11 protein-coding genes are annotated in these 16,535 nt (G+C 61.8%); 5 read left to right on the forward strand and 6 right to left on the reverse strand.

The genetic code is table 11. The features are described from left to right. Positions 1–230: 230 nt before the first annotated feature. Both AB4N91_RS00140 and AB4N91_RS00145 read left to right on the forward strand, forming a co-directional pair. Positions 231–1,340: a DUF3182 family protein gene (locus AB4N91_RS00140; RefSeq protein ID WP_427700407.1), complete on the forward strand. Its 1,110-nt coding sequence runs from the start codon at positions 231–233 to the stop codon at positions 1,338–1,340. Beyond that, positions 1,330–2,088, forward strand: coding sequence for an alpha/beta hydrolase family protein (locus AB4N91_RS00145; protein ID WP_010467301.1), 759 nt, complete (start codon positions 1,330–1,332; stop codon positions 2,086–2,088). The genes AB4N91_RS00140 and AB4N91_RS00145 overlap by 11 nt, the downstream gene beginning before the upstream one ends. Before the next feature lie 65 nt (positions 2,089–2,153). On the opposite strand, the gene AB4N91_RS00150 is transcribed toward AB4N91_RS00145, so the two are convergent. The 5 genes from AB4N91_RS00150 to AB4N91_RS00170 all read right to left on the reverse strand — a co-directional run bounded on the left by AB4N91_RS00150 (position 2,154) and on the right by AB4N91_RS00170 (position 7,481). Next, the gene (locus AB4N91_RS00150; protein ID WP_102593804.1) at positions 2,154–3,155 is read right to left on the reverse strand and encodes a lysylphosphatidylglycerol synthase domain-containing protein; all 1,002 of its coding nucleotides are present in this window, start codon (positions 3,153–3,155) and stop codon (positions 2,154–2,156) included. Continuing rightward, positions 3,142–4,437 carry a cardiolipin synthase ClsB gene (gene clsB / locus AB4N91_RS00155; RefSeq protein WP_083375656.1) on the reverse strand — a complete coding sequence of 432 codons (1,296 nt, stop codon included), beginning with the start codon at positions 4,435–4,437 and terminating at the stop codon, positions 3,142–3,144. The genes AB4N91_RS00150 and clsB overlap by 14 nt, the downstream gene beginning before the upstream one ends. Beyond that, positions 4,434–5,231, reverse strand: coding sequence for an endonuclease/exonuclease/phosphatase family protein (locus AB4N91_RS00160; protein WP_083375657.1), 798 nt, complete (start codon positions 5,229–5,231; stop codon positions 4,434–4,436). Before AB4N91_RS00160 ends, clsB begins: the two co-directional genes overlap by 4 nt. Then, positions 5,228–6,154, reverse strand: a complete 927-nt coding sequence (locus AB4N91_RS00165) for a DUF72 domain-containing protein (protein WP_010467306.1) — start codon at positions 6,152–6,154, stop codon at positions 5,228–5,230. The genes AB4N91_RS00160 and AB4N91_RS00165 overlap by 4 nt, the downstream gene beginning before the upstream one ends. Positions 6,155–6,278: 124 nt before the next feature. After that, a complete protein-coding gene (locus tag AB4N91_RS00170) occupies positions 6,279–7,481 on the reverse strand; it encodes an MFS transporter (protein WP_077749244.1) in 1,203 nt (400 codons plus the stop codon). 357 nt (positions 7,482–7,838) lie between these two features. Here AB4N91_RS00170 and AB4N91_RS00175 point away from each other — a divergent pair, with 357 nt between their 5' ends. Further along, positions 7,839–9,956, forward strand: a complete 2,118-nt coding sequence (locus AB4N91_RS00175; RefSeq protein WP_010467308.1) for a mechanosensitive ion channel domain-containing protein — start codon at positions 7,839–7,841, stop codon at positions 9,954–9,956. A gap of 97 nt (positions 9,957–10,053) precedes the next feature. Here the strand turns inward: AB4N91_RS00175 and AB4N91_RS00180 are convergent, their stop codons facing one another. Further along, positions 10,054–14,379: a DEAD/DEAH box helicase gene (locus tag AB4N91_RS00180; protein WP_460112010.1), complete on the reverse strand. Its 4,326-nt coding sequence runs from the start codon at positions 14,377–14,379 to the stop codon at positions 10,054–10,056. Between the two features lie 308 nt (positions 14,380–14,687). Here AB4N91_RS00180 and AB4N91_RS00185 point away from each other — a divergent pair, with 308 nt between their 5' ends. Then, entirely contained in the window at positions 14,688–15,572 is an 885-nt protein-coding gene (locus AB4N91_RS00185; protein ID WP_010467310.1) for a sugar nucleotide-binding protein, read from the forward strand. Continuing rightward, complete coding sequence (locus AB4N91_RS00190; protein WP_010467311.1) at positions 15,565–16,494, forward strand: NAD-dependent epimerase/dehydratase family protein; 930 nt, start codon at positions 15,565–15,567, stop codon at positions 16,492–16,494. The genes AB4N91_RS00185 and AB4N91_RS00190 overlap by 8 nt, the downstream gene beginning before the upstream one ends. Positions 16,495–16,535: the final 41 nt, after the last annotated feature.

Here is a 16,535-nt window from a genome sequence, read left to right on the forward strand (position 1 = left end):
TGACCTACGCCGAATTCGCGAGCAGGCTCTCTCCCGCATTGGCTCAGTGCAAGGCCTGGGTCGTGCAAAATGCAGGGGTAGAAAAACCCTTCGTGCAGAATAAAACAGGCTCAGTGCCATCACTTTCGTAGCAACTGCCTGATTTGAAACCCTTTTCTATCCAACCCTCGATGGCTTGATCTCTGCACCCCTTCAACTACATTCATCAAAAGCCGATTGAAGGGGGACGCATGACCCCAACAAACCGCAAGAAACTGGTAGTCGCCCACTCGGTCCGCCCCGAGGCGCCCCAGCACGAAGTCGACACCAATCACGCGCTGGCCCGTTGGCTGGCGCACATTCTGGGGCTCAAGTTCGGTGGCAGCTACGACCCCGGACTTCACAACGGTCGAGATCTTTATCTCTTGCCGACCCAGACCCTGGTCGGCGTCGCTGCCGCCCGGGCATTGGGCGTCACCGGGCCGGAAGATCTGTGGGGCGGTTACGTCGACCACGATTTCATCTGCACCAAAGCCATCAGCCACGGGTTGCGCAATCAACATGCGCACGCCCCGCAAGGCTGGTCTCCGTTGTTTTCCGAACGTGTGCGCAACGTCGTGCTCGATGGCCTCAGCGTGTTCTCGCTCGACGATGCGCGGCCGGCCGCAGAGCATTTGCTTTACACCGGCCCGATCCGCATCAAGCCGATTCATGCCTGCGCCGGACGTGGGCAGGAAGTGATCAAAAGCCTCGACCAGTTCGACGAAGTTCTGGCTCGCCCCGATGCCAGGGCACTGTTCAGCGAAGGCGTGGTGCTTGAACAGGATCTCGACAACGTCGTCACCCACAGTGTTGGCCAGAGTTTTATCGGCGATAAGGTGCTGAGTTATTGCGGTGATCAATACTTGACCGAAGACGGTCAGGGCGAGCAGGTTTATGGAGGTTCCAATCTGCTGGTGGTGCAGGGGTATTACGAAGACCTGCTGAAACTGGACCTGCCTGACGATGTGCAACTGGCGATCCGGCAAGCGCAAGTGTTCGACAGCGCCGCGGACGAGGCCTATCCCGGTTTTTACGCCTCGCGCCGCAACTATGACATCGCCCAAGGCCTGGACAGCAGTGGCAAACAGCGCAGCGGCGTGCTCGAACAGTCCTGGCGCATGGGCGGTGCCAGCAGCGCCGAAGTGGCCGCGTTGCAGAGCTTCGTCAACAACCCGGGGATGCGCGCGATTCGCGTGTCTTCAGTGGAAACCTACATCGACCAACCGCTGCCGCCGGACGCCATTGAGGTGTATCGGGGGCCCGCGGAAAACAGTGACTTTCTTCTCAAGTACGTGACGGTCAAATCCTATGACGGCTAGAAGCGAAACCATTCAGATCGACATCGACGATGAACAGATGAGCGGGACCTTTCTGAGCCCCAAATCGAAAGTCCCCGGCGTGTTGTTTGTGCACGGTTGGGGCGGCAGCCAGGAGCGAGACCTGGAGCGGGCCAAAGGCATCGCCGGTCTGGGATGCGTGTGCCTGACGTTCGACTTGCGCGGGCACACCGGCGGCACCGGCATCCCGCTTACTCGCGTAACGCGCGAAGACAACCTGCGCGACCTGCTGGCGGCATACGACCGCTTGCTCGCCCACCCGGCGCTCGACACCTCCGCCATTGCGGTGGTCGGCACCAGTTATGGCGGTTATCTGGCCTCGATACTGACTTCATTGCGCCCGGTGCGCTGGCTGGCGCTGCGGGTGCCGGCGCTGTATCGCGACGATCAATGGCATACGCCCAAGCGTGAACTGGACAAGGCTGATTTGCGCGATTACCGCAACACGCTGGTACGCGCCGACAGCAATCGTGCGCTGCATGCGTGCTCGCAATTCACCGGGGATGTGCTGCTCGTGGAGTCCGAGACCGACGACTATGTGCCTCACGCGACGATCATGAGCTACCGCGCTGCGTGCCAGCAGACGCATTCGCTGACGCACCGGATCATTGACGGCGCCGATCACGCGTTGAGCGAGCCGGTTTCACAACAGGCCTACACCTCGATCCTGGTGGACTGGATTACCGAGATGGTCGTGGGTGAGCGGTTGAGCATTATTCAGTCGAAATGAGTGGTGGGTTTGCGGACGCTTTCGAAGGCTTGCCCGCGAAAGCGTCATCCGCCTCCCCAACAATCTCAGGAAGGTTTCTTGGCAATCCGCAGCGACTTCGCCTTGGCCTCCACCACCAGATACATCACCAACGTAATCAGCAACGGCAAGATGAAATAGATCGCCCGATAAGCCAGCAACCCCGCCACCAGGCTCCCCCGCGACGCTTCATGTTGCAGCAGTGCCACAAACACCGCCTCCAACACACCCAACCCGGCCGGAATGTGCGTGATCACCCCGGCAATCGCACTGATCAGCAACACGCCCAGCACCAATGGGTAATCCAGCTTGCTCGGCAGCAACGTGAAGATCACCGCCGCCATCAGCGACCAGTTCAGCGCTCCGAGGGCCAGTTGCAGCATCGCCATGCGCAAGGACGGCAGGTTGATTTCCACCCCGCGTATCGCCCATTCCCGACGTTTGGAGAACTGGCACGCCGCCAGATATCCCGCGCTCACCAGGAGTAACAACACGCCCACAACTTGCAAGGCACCGCTGCTCAACTTCCAGCCCGGCGGCATTCTGACCAGTCCGCTGCTGAACACGGCGCCCGCAATCACCATGTAGCCGAACCAGTTGGTCGCCAGGCTCAGCCCGAGGATTTTCGCGATGTTGCTTTTGCTCACCCCTAGCCGCGAATACAGGCGATAACGCATGGCAATCCCGCCGACCCACGCGCTCAGGTTCAGGTTGAAGGCGTAGCTGATGATCCCCACCGGCAGGATCTGTTTCCAGGTCAGGTCCTGGCGGATGTAGGTGCGGCCGATCAGATCAAAACAGGCATACACCAGAAAACTCACCAGCGTCAGGCCGGACGCAATGATCAGCGTGCGCACCTTGAAATTGGCCAGGGTGTGGAACACTTCGTCCCATTCGATGCGCTGGGCAAGCATCGTCAGCAGCACGATCAGCGCCAGGAAAAACAGCATCGTCAGCGGTTTTTTCCAGCGGCTCCAGCGTGTCTTCTTTTCCGGGACAGGTGTTGTGCTGCCGTCTTGAGGTGCCGAGTGCGCTTCAACGCGGTTCATGGTGGTCACTCCCGGCCGGATGGGTGAAGGGTTTCAGGCGTGGTTTATGCGCAGGCAGCCAACCGGCCCATGCCGGGAAGTGACGCAGGAAGTGAAACACCAGAAAGCCGACGGTCATGTGCCAGATCCTTCCGCGCGGCGACGTGTCCGCTGACATGGCTTTGCAGTGGTTATTGCTCAGCACCTCAAGCCGTTCGAACAGATCTTGGTTGAAGGCTCGGTCGCGGATCAACACGTTGGCTTCCAGGTTCATCGACAGGCTTAACGGGTCGAGATTGCTTGAGCCGACGGTGCTCCAGTCCTCATCCACCAGCGCGACTTTGCCGTGCAGCGGGCGTTCGCAATATTCGAAGATCTGCACGCCCGACTTGAGCAAATAGTCGTAGGTCATGCGCGCAGCCAGTTTGGCCACCATCATGTCCGGTTGCCCCTGCAGAATCAGGCGCACGTCGACGCCACGACGAGCGGCGTTGCGGATTTCGCGCAGCAAGCGGTAACCCGGAAAGAAATAGGCGTTGGCGATCACGACCCGGCGTTGGGCGCTTCGCAGCACCTGAAGGTAAACCTCTTCGATATCCGTCCGGTGGTCACCGTTGTCGCGGTACACCAGGCGAACCTGGCCGTCGTGGTCGCTGAAGGCCAGTTCCGAGCGTCGCTGCCGGCGGCGTTGCCACCAGTATTTGGCGCGGGCCGGGCGGCCACATTGCAGCAGCGCGAAGTGATGGATATCGGCCACCGCCGGGCCTTGCACTTCAACCGAGTAATCCTGCTTGGCCTCGGGGCCGAAATCGGCCAGATGGTCGGCGGAAAAGTTGATCCCGCCGATGAACGCGATCGTGCCGTCCACCACCACGATCTTGCGGTGCAGACGTCGGAACCAGTTGGTGCGGATCCCCAGAAGCTTGGGCGCCGGATCGAATATTTGCAGGCGAACGCCGGCCTCGCTCAACGTTGCGAGATAGCCGTTGCTCAACTCGCCACAGCCAAACCCGTCGAGGCTGACGGTGACCCGTACACCGCGTTGCGCGGCTTCGACCAGCACTTGCTGCAGCTCGTTGCCGACCTTGTCCTCGAACACAATGAAGGTTTCCAGGAGTATTTCAGTCTTGGCCTGGCGCATGGCTTCGAACACTCGCGGGAAATAGGCTTCGCCGTTTTCCAGCATTTCCACGAGGTTGTTGCCCTGCCAGCCGTATTCGACGTCGACCACGCCGGGCTCACGCACCGGCGGGGTAGTCGGCACGTGTTCAACGGTGGCTTTTTCCATCGGGGCGCTGCTCATAGCTCGATCTCCACCGACAGCGGTGCGTGGTCGGAAAGGTGTGACCAGGGACGTGCCGCCAGCACTTGCGGACGGCTGGCCTTGAGGTTGCGCACATAGATGCGGTCCAGGCGTAGCGCTGGGAGTCGCGCTGGAAAACTGCGCGCCGGTTTGCCGTGGTGCTCGGCGAATACCTCGCGCAGGCCACAGGGCTTGAGCAACGCATCGGCACGCTGGCGCCAGTCGTTGAAGTCGCCGGCGACAATCACCGGGGCGTCGACCGGAAGGTCTTCGAGGCGTCGCGCCAGCAACTTCAGTTGTTCCGTGCGGTGGCTCTCACGCAGCCCCAGATGCACGCAAATGGCGTGCACTTCCAGGCCATCGCCCGGCAGGCGCAGCACGCAATGCAGGATGCCGCGGTTCTCATGGCCGCTGATCGATACGTCGAGGTTGTCATGGCGAATGATCTGGAACTTCGACAGCAGCGCATTACCGTGATCACCCGCCGGGTACACCGCGTTACGGCCGTAGGCAAATTGTGGCCACAGGGTGTCGGCGAGGAATTCGTACTGCGGCATCGTCGGCCAGTTGTCGTACCGCTGCGGATGGTCTTCGTGGGTGCCGTGGACTTCCTGCAAAAACACCACATCGGCAGACACACTGCGTACCGCTTCGCGCAATTCCGGTAGGATGAAACGCCGATTGAGCGCGGTGAACCCCTTGTGGGTGTTGACCGTCAGTACGGTGAAACGGCGCACGGCGGTGATGACGGGTTGCTGTTCGTCGGTACTGCCGACCGGTTCGGAAATACTCATGACAGCACTCCTTCGGCGACCGGTTCACCGGGACGGGTGGCGAGGTCTTTGTCGAGGTGGAAGTGCTCAAGCAAACGCCGCGCATCGAAAGGCGCGCGGACTTTGATGTCGTTGTCGAAATAGCAGAACACTTCCCGGGACTTGCGTGCTTTCGGCTTTTGCCCAGGTGCAATCAGCTGCGGATCGGCCGGTTGCTGGCCATGGTTCCAGGCGTCGATCCGTTCGCCCCAGCGTTCCAGCGCCTCAGGGGTGTAGCCGCTGGCATAGAGTTCTTCGGCACCGTGCAGGCGCAGATAGACGAAATCACTGGTGACGTCTTCGCGGTACGGCCATTTTCCGGCGGTATCGGCGATAACCAAGGCCACGTTGTAGCGCTTGAGCAGGCGCACGAACGCTGGATCAATAAAGCTCTCGTTTCTGATTTCAACGGCGTGGCGCAGGGGCTTTTTCTTGTACGCCTTCATGCTGGCGGGGCCGTGCAGGTGCGAATCGTGCTGGCGGGCGAGGGCGGCTGCTTGCTGGGTGTCGTGGGGTAATTGCTTGAGGAAGCTTTCGAACAACTCGACATCGAATTTGAAGTTGGGCGGAAACTGCCAGAGGATCGGGCCGAGTTTCTCTTTCAGCTCCAGAATCCCGGAGGCAAAGAAATTCGCCAGCGGTGTATGAATGTCCCGCAGACGCTTGATGTGGGTGATGAAACGTGGGGCTTTGACGCTGAACACGAAGTCCGCCGGGGTTTCGGCGTACCATTGGGCGTAACGCTCAGGCCGTTGCAGGGCGTAAAACGATCCATTGATTTCGATGCTGTTGACCGCCCGGGACGCAAATTGCAATTCGCGCTTCTGGGTCAGCCCCTTCGGGTAGAAACCTCCCCGCCAGGGTGTGTAGCGCCAGCCTGAAATACCAATGTGAATCGCCGCCATATCGCCTCCCGTCTAATGGTCCTCGGTTGCCTCTGTCTTTTGATGACCGTGGGGCAACCGAGAAAGTTTCGACGGGGCTACGGACGGTGTGCGTTCCGGAAAACCATACCGACCTTCTGTGGGGTTAGTGTCCGGCGACGATGCGGGTCGTGCTTTCGGCGTAGACCGGGCCGAGTCGGTCAAGACGTCCACTCCACGCTGTCAGCGCCAAGGCCGCCAACACCACCAGCCCGCCAATCCAGGCGGTATGGATCAGGCCCATGTGAGCCACGATCAAGCCGCCACCCCACGCGCCACCGGCAATGCCAAGGTTGAAGGCCGCGATGTTCAGCCCCGACGCCACGTCCACCGCATGCGGGGTGTGATGTTCGGCTTGACGCACCACATAGACTTGCAGCCCCGGCACGTTACCGAACGCGACTGCGCCCCAGACCAGCACGGTAGCCAGCGCCAGCCATGGGTTGCCAGCGGTAAAGGTCAACACGAACAGCACCGCCGCGAGCAAGGCGAAGATGATTTTCAGGGCGCTGATCGGGCCGCGCTTGTCCGCCAGTTTGCCGCCCCAGATGTTGCCGACCGCCACCGAGATGCCGTAGACCAGCAACACCAGGCTGACCGTGCTGGCGCTGAAGCCGGAGATGTCCTGGAGAATCGGCGCCAGGAAGGTAAAAGCGATGAACGAGCCGCCGTAACCGACCGCGGTCATGGCGTACACCAGCAGCAGACGTGGCTGCTTGAGCACCTGCAATTGCTGCAACAGCGAAGCCGGTTTGCTGTGGGCGATGTTTTTCGGCACGTAGAGCAGGCTGCCGATAAAGGCGATCACGCCCAAGGCGGACACGGCGAGGAAGGTTTCACGCCAGCCGAAATGCTGACCGATGAAGGTTCCCAGCGGTACGCCGGTGACCAGCGCCACGGTCAGGCCGGTGAACATGATAGCGATCGCACTGGCGGCTTTTTCCTTTGGCACCAGGCTGGTGGCGATGGTCGAGCCAATCGAGAAAAACACCCCGTGGGCGAGGCCGGTGACGATCCGCGCCAGGATCAGTGATTCGTAGCCGGGGGCTTTCCAGGCCAGCAGGTTGCCAAGGGTGAACAGCACCATCAGCGACAACAGCAGCAATTTGCGCGGGACTTTGCCGGTGAGGGCGGTCAGCACCGGGGCGCCAATGGCGACGCCCAGGGCGTAGAGACTGACCAGCAGGCCGGCGGACGGCAGGCTGACGCCGAGGTCGGCGCCGATGGTGGGTAACAGGCCAACGATGACGAACTCGGTCGTCCCGATGGCGAAGGCGCTGAGGGTCAGCGCGAGCAAGGCAATGGGCATGACTGCAACTCCGGTGGGTTTGATTGATGGAGCGCAGTGTCGGGGTTTGGGTTGTGCGGAAAAATAGAGGGGTGGGCATTTGATATTTGCGTGCAGGTCAAATATCTCGCGGGCAAATGAAACCCTGTGGCGAGGGAGCTTGCTCCCGCTCGGCTGCGCAGCAGTCGCAAATGCCATATCGCATGCTGTATCTGAGGAGCCAGGTTTGCAGGTTTTTGGGGGGCGCTTCGCACCCCAGCGGGAACAAGCTCCCTCGCCATAGGGGAACTTGCTGGCCGTTATCTCGGGGTGAAAACCGAACTTGCCCGCCATTTCCCGATCAGTTCCTTACAGACCCTTCCCAAGGAGCTTCCCGTTTTGCTCAAGTTCAAGACCGCGATACTGCTGGGGGCGTTGCTGTTTCTGGGCAGCAACGAGTTGGAAGCCGTCACGCTGCCGGGTGTTCCCGCCGCTGCCGAGGAGCCTGCTACGCCTGAACCGTTGGTCCAGGGCGGCCTGCTCGGGGCCATCAGCTCCAGCATCGACGACGTTCAGGACAAGCTCGACCTCAACGAAGACCTGGTCGATGCCTGGCGCCTGCGGGCGGACCGGGCGGCGAATGAGGTGGACAAACTGGTCAATCGACCTTCTAACCGTTCCGGCTGGAGCGTGATTGGCGACTTCCTGATGTTGTCCGGCGTCTGGCTCGGCAGCTTTGCCTTGCTCACCGTGCTCGGTGGGATACTCGCCAAACGCTTGAACCAGGGCCGCTTTCTGCGAACCCGCCAGCGCAGTCAGGATCTGCTCAATTATGTGTTGCCTTACACGCTACCGGCCCTGATCTGCTTGCCGTTGACCCTTTACGTCAGCCATTTCCTGCCTGCCTCGGTGGGCCGTGCGCTGGCGCTGTGTTTCGCCTACGCCACCAGCAGCGGCATTTTTTCGACCTCGATGCTGCTCTGCGTGATTGTCATGTTCAACACCGGCCACAAGCGCACGGCAGTGCAGATCATCCGCGATTTCTGCCCACGACCGCTGTTCCTGATCGGTTTCCTTGCCGCGCTCAGCGATGCGCTGACCAGCCCGCAGATCGCCCGGCAACTGGGCGGTAACATCACCAGCAGCGCTGCCGTGCTCACCGGTTTTTTCGTCTCGATCATCTTCGGCTTATTGGTGATTCGATTGAGGCGCCCGGTGGCGCATCTGATCCGTAACCGGCCCTTGGCCCAGCGCCTCAAACAGCCGTCGCTGCAGGAATCCCTGCGGATCTTTTCCGGGCTCTGGTACTGGCCGATCCTGCTGATGGTGATGGTTTCGGCGATCAACCTGCTCGGCGTCGGCGATGACAATCAGAAGGCGCTGCGCTGTGCGTTGTTCACCACTATCCTGCTGATCGCCACGGTGTTTCTCAGCACAATTTTCCAGCACATGTTCAAGTCGCGCCAGGTTGAAGCGATCCAGCGCAGCAGCGCTTACAAGGAGCGTTTTCTCAGTCTGCTGCATGCGCTGCTACGAATCATCATGGCCGTGGCTTTCATCGAAATCCTTGGGCGGATCTGGGGCGTGTCGCTGTTCGAATTCGCCGAACAAAACAAGGTAGGGCGGGCAATCAGTGATTCGTTGAGCAGCATGGGGCTGATCTTTCTGGTGACCTGGTTGCTGTGGGTGGTGCTCGATACGGCGATCCAGGAAGCGCTGAAACCGCCGGTCAACAAACGCACGACGCAGCCGAGTACGCGGGTCAAAACCATTCTGCCGCTGCTGCGCAACGCGATCAAAATCATCCTGGTGGTGATCTGCGCAATTACCACCATGGCCAACCTTGGGATCAACGTTGCGCCGTTGCTGGCGGGTGCCGGGGTGGTCGGCCTGGCCATCGGTTTTGGTTCGCAGCAATTGGTGCAGGACGTGATCACCGGGTTGTTCATCATCATCGAAGACACGCTGTCGATCGGCGACTGGGTGGTGCTCGACTCCGGCCATGCCGGGACGGTCGAAGGCCTGACCATCCGCACCTTGCGCCTGCGGGACGGCAAGGGTTTCGTGCACTCGGTGCCGTTCGGGCAGATCAAGGCCGTGACCAACCAATCGCGGCAGTTTGCCTATGCGTTTTTCTCGGTGCAGTTCACCTACGACACCGATGTCGACAAAGCGATCGAACTGATCCGTGAGGCGGGGGATTCGATCCGCGAGGACGCGTTTCTCAAGTACAACCTGCAAGGGCCGCTGGATGTGTTTGGCGTCGACAAAATGGACCTCAACGGCGTGGTGCTGACGGCGCAGTTCCGCACGGTGTCGGGGGGGCAATATGCGGTGAGCCGGGCATTTAACCAACGGTTGAAGAAGCTTGTGGATAACAGCCCGTGCGTGCATTTCGCGCAGACTTATCCACAGCAGGTTTTGATGCCGAGGCAGGCGATGGCCGGGCAGGAAGACGACGGGCCGGCGCCGGAGAATTCGCCGGTGTTGTTACCGGATCAGCCGCGTACTCAATAACACCGCAAACCTTGCAGGAGCGAGGCTTGCCCGCGAAGGGCGCACCGCGGTGTATCAGTAGAACAGTGTCTTCGTTCTTCGCGGGCAAGCCTCGCTCCTACAGGGGATTGTGGCGGATCAGCTTGCTGTGTAATTCAGCAGCCGATTGCTGATCCAGCTCGACCCAGAAAACCTGCTTGCCAGCAATCTCGGCCGCCGCCGGCAACCCATCTCGATACACCAGCCGATTACTCGCCAACGCCGGCACCTTCGCTCCGGGCAGTAACGTCCCGGCAAGGTTCAGCGGATCAACCCCGCACACCGCGATCAAACTCCCGTCATGCGGCCGGCGCCGGACTTCGCGCAGCAACGGTATCGCCTCAGGCAACGCAAACTGCTCCCCGGCCAAGCCACTGACAAAGCGCCCACCGCGAATCTCCCCCCGCGCCTCCAGCCGATGGAATGTGCGCAGCAATTCCCGCCAACTCGGCAACCAATCCGCTTCCCGTTCCAGCAAGCGCCAGAACACCACGCCGTAGCGTCTCAGCAACGTCATGGCGATGTGTTCCAGGGTGTCGCTCGGCGTCGGCGTCGGGCGCTTGTTATCCACAACCGGCGCGGTAGGACCACGTCGCAGCAAGGCCCAGCGCCCGGCATCGTCCATCCCGCCGACAAACGCTCCACGCCCACGTCGGCTGCTGCGGTTCTGTCGTTTGCTGGCCGGGGTGATCAGCGCTCGCAGGCCGGCGAAACTGTCGGCGTTCACCAGTCCGGCGCCGACCAGTTCCTGCAAGGCGATTTCCAGCTCGGTGCGCAGCAGGTGCGCCTCGTGAATCAGCTCATCGAAAAACAGCGCGCCATGTTGGCTGAGTGCTTCGTAGACCTTTTGCGTCTTGGGCGACAGTTCGTTGACCGGGGTCTGCTCGGTCAGGCTGCTCCACAACCCGACCTGGCTGCGCGGTAGCAGCAGAATCGGTGTACTGCGCAACGCCGTGCCGGCCGTCTTGTTGCGTGCGGTCAGGCGGGTCCAGACCAGCTTGCCGCTGCGGCACAGGTCGTCCAGCCAACTTGCCGAATAGCCTTTGATCCGCATCGGCAGAATGTCGCTGTCCCAGGCTGAAGCGGCAGCGGGATAGCCTTCGAACTGCGCGACGATGGCCGGCAGCACCGCGTTGCCCTGGCCTTGCGTCGCGGCGGACAAGTGCTGCCAGTCGAACAGAAAGCGCATGAAATCCTGCAACGCCACCGGCTCGATTTCCCGCCGCAGGCGCTTGACCGTGTAGCGGTGAATCCGCGCCAACAGGTGCCGCTCACACCATTCGTCCTCGATGGCGCCAGGGGTGAATTGACCACGCAGCACATAACCTTCGCGCTCCAGTTGCGCCAGCGCTTGGGTGACTTCAATGGCCGGCAATCCCAAAGGTTCGGCAATCGCTTGCAACGGCAGTGGGCCAAACGCACTGAGCCGCGCGCGAATCACTTCCAGCACGGCTTCGTCCGTTTCCCAGACCTCATCAAATCCCGGTAGCGCCTCCAGCGGAGGCAGCCAATCTGCCTGTGGATAAATCGCCCGCAGGCAGGTCAGACGCTCCAACGCCAACCACAGCGATTGCCCGGCATTGAGCTGCAAACGGCTGGTGCGACCGCTTGCAGCGAGGACGTTGAGCCAGTCGAGCCAATGCGCATTGGCTTGTGCCTCGGCATCAGTGATGCACGCCAGGCTCATCAAGGCTTCGTGCATTTCATCGACGCCCGTCGGGGCTGGCCAGGCTTCGTCGCGCACCGCTTGAATCGCTTCGGCATCCAGCGCACCGAGGTCGTCGGTGGACTGCGGGTCGGTCCAGCGCCGGTTGAGCACCGCTTGGGTGCGGCGTTCTTCCAGCGGCGCATCGTCGAGAAAGGTATAGGGGCGGGCGCTGAGGATTTCTGCTGCCAGCGGCGAGGGCGCCGGCAAATCGCGGCTGATCAGCCGGACGTCGCCGCTTTCCATACGCCGCAAAAGTGCCAGCCAGCCTTCGCTGTCCATGGCCTCGTGCAGGCAATCGTCGAGGGTTTGCTCCACCAACGGATGCTCGGGCACTTCGCGTTCACCGGCGAGGTTTTCCACGCAGGCAATCTGATCGGGAAACACGCTGGCGATCAGGTCTTCGCTTTTCATGCGCTGGATCTGCGGCGCGACTTTGCGCCCTCCGGTGTAACGCGGCAGCGCCAGTGCGACCCCGGCGTTCCAGCGCCAGCGCACGCCGAACAGCGGCGCATCGAGTATCGCCTGGATCAACAGGTGCTCGGCGGTGTTGCTGTGAACATAGCGCCAGACGTCGTCGAGTTCGAAGCTGTGGCTGGTGGACAGCGACAGCACGATTGCGTCTTCGCTGGCGGCGGCCTGCAATTCGAAGTTGAAGGTGCGGCAGAACCGCTTGCGCAAGGCCAGGCCCCAGGCGCGGTTGATGCGACTGCCGAACGGCGAGTGGATGATCAGTTGCGTGCCGCCGGATTCGTCGAAAAACCGTTCCATCAGCAGCGTGTCTTGCGAGGGCAGGGCGCCCAATGTCAGGCGTGCGCGGGCCAGGTAATCCACCAGTTGCTCGGCGCTGGCGAGGTTCAGGCCGAGGGTGTCGGTCAGCCAGTCGATGGCCGGTTGCAAGTTACCCGGTGTGGCGCCGAGCAGGTCATCGAGCTGCGCTTGCAGGCGCGCGACGGCGAATGACAATTCAGCGCTGCGTCCCGGTGCTTCCCCAAGCCAGAACGGAATGGTCGGCGGCTGGCCCTGAGCATCTTCGACCCGGACCTTGCCGGTTTCGACGCGCAGGATCCGGTACGACGTATTGCCCAACTGGAAGATATCCCCGGCGATGCTTTCCACGGCAAAGTCTTCGTTGACGCTGCCGATGTTCAGCCCCTGAGGCTCCAGCAGCACGCTGTAATCGGCATTGTCCGGAATCGTTCCGCCGCTGGTCACCGCCGTCAGTTTGCTGCCCCTACGACCGCGCAACGTGCGGGTCACGGCGTCGCGGTGCAGGTAGGCGCTGCGAATCCCCTGGCGACCGTTGTAGCCCTCGGCGAGCATATTCAGCAGCGCCTGGTAATGCTTTTCGTCGAGGTCGGCGTAGGGCGAGGCTTTGCGGAACATCTCCAGTAAGGCCTGCTCCTGCCATTCCTGGCAGCTGACTTCGGCGATGATCTGCTGCGCCAAGACATCCAGCGGCGCCTTGGGAATCTGCAGGGTGTCGAGTTCGCCACGGCGCACGCAGTCGAGCAGGGCGGCGCATTCGATCAAGTCATCGCGGGTGGTGGCGAACAAACGGCCCTTGGGCGTGCCGCCGACCTGGTGCCCGGAGCGGCCGACCCGTTGCAGAAAACCGGCAATCGAGCGCGGCGAGGCGATCTGGCACACCAGGTCGACGTCGCCAATGTCGATCCCCAGTTCCAGCGAGGCCGTGGCGATCAGCACTTGCAGCTCGCCGCGCTTGAGCCGCTGTTCCGCGTCGAGGCGAAACTCCTTGGCCAGGCTGCCGTGGTGCGCGGCGACGGCCTCCTTGCCGAGGCGTTCGCTCAAGTGCCGGCTCAGGCGCTCGGCCAGGCGTCGGGTGTTGACGAAAATCAGCGTGGTGCGATGTTCGCGGGCAAGGGCAGCGAGGCGGTCGTAGACCCGTTCCCAGACATCGTTGGCCATCACGGCGGACAACGGCACTGGCGGCACTTCGATGTCCAGATCCCGCGGGCGGGCGTGACCGATGTCGATGATTTCGCACTCGCGGTCACGGCCCACAAGGAAGCGCGAGACCGCTTCGATGGGTTTTTGCGTGGCAGACAGGCCTATCCGCATCAGCGGGACCGCGCACAGCGCCTGCAATCGTTCGAGGCTCAAGGCCAGATGGCTGCCGCGTTTGCTGGCGGCGATGGCGTGGATTTCGTCGACGATCACCGTGCGCGTGGTACCGAGCATCTGCCGGCCGGAATCGGAACCAAGCAGCACGTAGAGGGACTCCGGGGTGGTCACCAGAATGTGCGGCGCTGTTCGGCGCATGGCCGAGCGGTCTTTTTGCGGCGTATCGCCGGTGCGCACGGCGGTGTTGATCTGCAATTCGGGCAGGCCCATGACGCGTAATTGCTCGGTGATGCCGGCCAGCGGGTTTTGCAGGTTGATCTGGATGTCGTTGGACAGGGCTTTGAGCGGTGAGACGTAGACCACCAGGGTTTCGTCAGGCAACCCGCCTTCATTTTCCAGGCCGCGATGGACCAGGTCGTCAATGACCGCGAGGAAGGCCGTGAGGGTTTTGCCGGACCCGGTGGGCGCGGCGATCAGGGTCGAGCGGTGCTGGCGGATCAACGGCCACGCCCGGGCCTGGGCGGCGGTGACCGTCGGGAAGGTATTGCTGAACCAGGCGCTGACGGCGGGGTGGAAGCCTGCCAGGGCCGCGTCCGTGGGGATGGGCAGATTCATTGGGTAATTTATGCGGGTGGGGGACTGAAGATGCAAGTACCGCTCAAGACCTTCATTGTTTCCAATGGCCTCATCGCGAGCAGGCTCGCTCCCACATTGGATTTGTGTGCGCCGCAGCCCCCTGTGGGAGCGAGCCTGCTCGCGATGGGGTCGGGACAGGCACCACAAATCCCGGGGATCTACACTTTACGGATGACGGTTGCGCACTAAACCCGCAAAATGCAACGATTCCGGCAACTATCAACGACATCGCCCACGGGCGCTGTCGATAAAGCCATCGTTCCAATCAGACTGGGCCTGCTGACTCTATGCGAATGCGCCTTATGTTACTGGGCGGCGGAAATGCCCTTGGGCAGGCGCTGATTCGCCTCGGTGCGGAGGAAGACATCGGTTTCCTCGCCCCCCGCCCACCGCAAGACGGCTGGGATGCCGCGAGCCTGACGCAACTGCTCGACGACACCCGCCCGGACGCGTTGATCAATCTCGCCTACTACTTCGACTGGTTTCAGGCGGAGACGGTTAGCGAACAGCGTCTGGCCGGGCAGGAGCGGGCGATCGAGCGTCTGGCCGAACTGTGCCAGCATCACAACATCGTGCTGCTGCAACCGTCGAGCTATCGCGTGTTCGACGGCTCCCGGGCGACCGCCTACAGCGAAAAAGACGAACCGGTGCCATTGGGCTTGCGCGGTCAGGCCTTGTGGCGGATCGAACAAAGCGTGCGCGCTACCTGCCCGCAACACGTGCTGTTGCGTTTCGGCTGGCTGCTCGATGACAGCCCCGACGGCACACTCGGGCGCTTCCTCGGTCGCGCCGAACAGCCTGAAGAATTGCTGATGGCCGACGACCGCCGGGGCAACCCGACACCGGTCGACGACGCGGCGCGGGTGATCATTTCGGTACTCAAGCAGCTCGATTGTGCGGCGCCGCTGTGGGGTACCTATCATTACGCCGGGCATGAGGCGACCACGCCGCTGGCGCTGGGGCAGGCGATCCTGACCGAAGCCCGCAGCCTGCATCCGCTGGCCATCGAAGCGCCGACCGCCCAGGCTCACGCCGCGCGCCCGGACGCCGCCGAAGAGCCGCAACACGCGGTGCTGGCCTGCAAGAAAATACTGCACACCTTCGGAATCAAGCCCCGCGCCTGGCGCGCGGCACTCCCGGGCTTACTGGATAGGTTCTATCGCCATGGCTGACGGCCCTGTTTTAATCACCGGCGGCGCCGGTTTTATCGGCTCGCACCTGACCGATGCCTTGCTTGCCAAAGGCCATTCGGTGCGAATTCTTGATGACTTGTCCACCGGCAAACGCAGCAACCTGCCGCTGGACAATCCCAAGGTCGAACTCGTTGTGGGTGACGTCGCCGATGCTGCGCTGGTGGCCCAGGCCATGCTCGGTTGCAGCGCCGTGGCGCATCTGGCCGCGGTGGCGTCAGTGCAGGCCTCGGTGGACGATCCGGTGAAGACTCACCGCAGCAATTTCATCGGCTCGCTGAATGTCTGCGAAGCCATGCGTCAGGCTGGCGTCAAGCGAGTGCTGTACGCCTCCAGCGCGGCGGTCTACGGCAACAATGGCGAAGGCGAGTCGATCGATGAAGACACGCCCAAGGCGCCATTGACACCGTATGCGTCGGACAAACTGGCCAGCGAGTATTACTTCGATTTCTACCGTCGCCAGCATGGTCTGGAGCCGGTGATTTTCCGCTTCTTCAACATTTTCGGCCCGCGTCAGGATCCATCCTCGCCGTATTCCGGCGTGATCAGTATTTTCAGCGAACGCGCGCAGAAAGGCCTGCCGATCACCGTGTTTGGCGATGGCGAGCAGACACGCGATTTCGTCTACGTTGAAGATTTGGTGGATTTGTTGGTGCAAGCCATCGAGCAACCGCAGGTCGAAGTCGGCGCGGTCAATGTTGGCTGGAACCAGGCAACTTCTCTCAAGCAAATGCTTGAGGCGCTGGAGGTGGTGGTCGGTCAATTGCCCCCGGTGAGTTACGGCCCGGCACGTTCCGGTGACATCCGCCACTCGCGAGCGAACAATCGGCGGTTGCTGGAGCGGTTTACTTACCCTGAGCAGACGCCGATGAATGTTGGTTTGGCGCGGTTGTTGGGACGATAGATCGTTCCCACCACGGAGCGTGGGAACGATCATGAAAAAGG

The sequence above is a fragment of the Pseudomonas sp. H3_D04 genome (assembly GCF_054669175.1).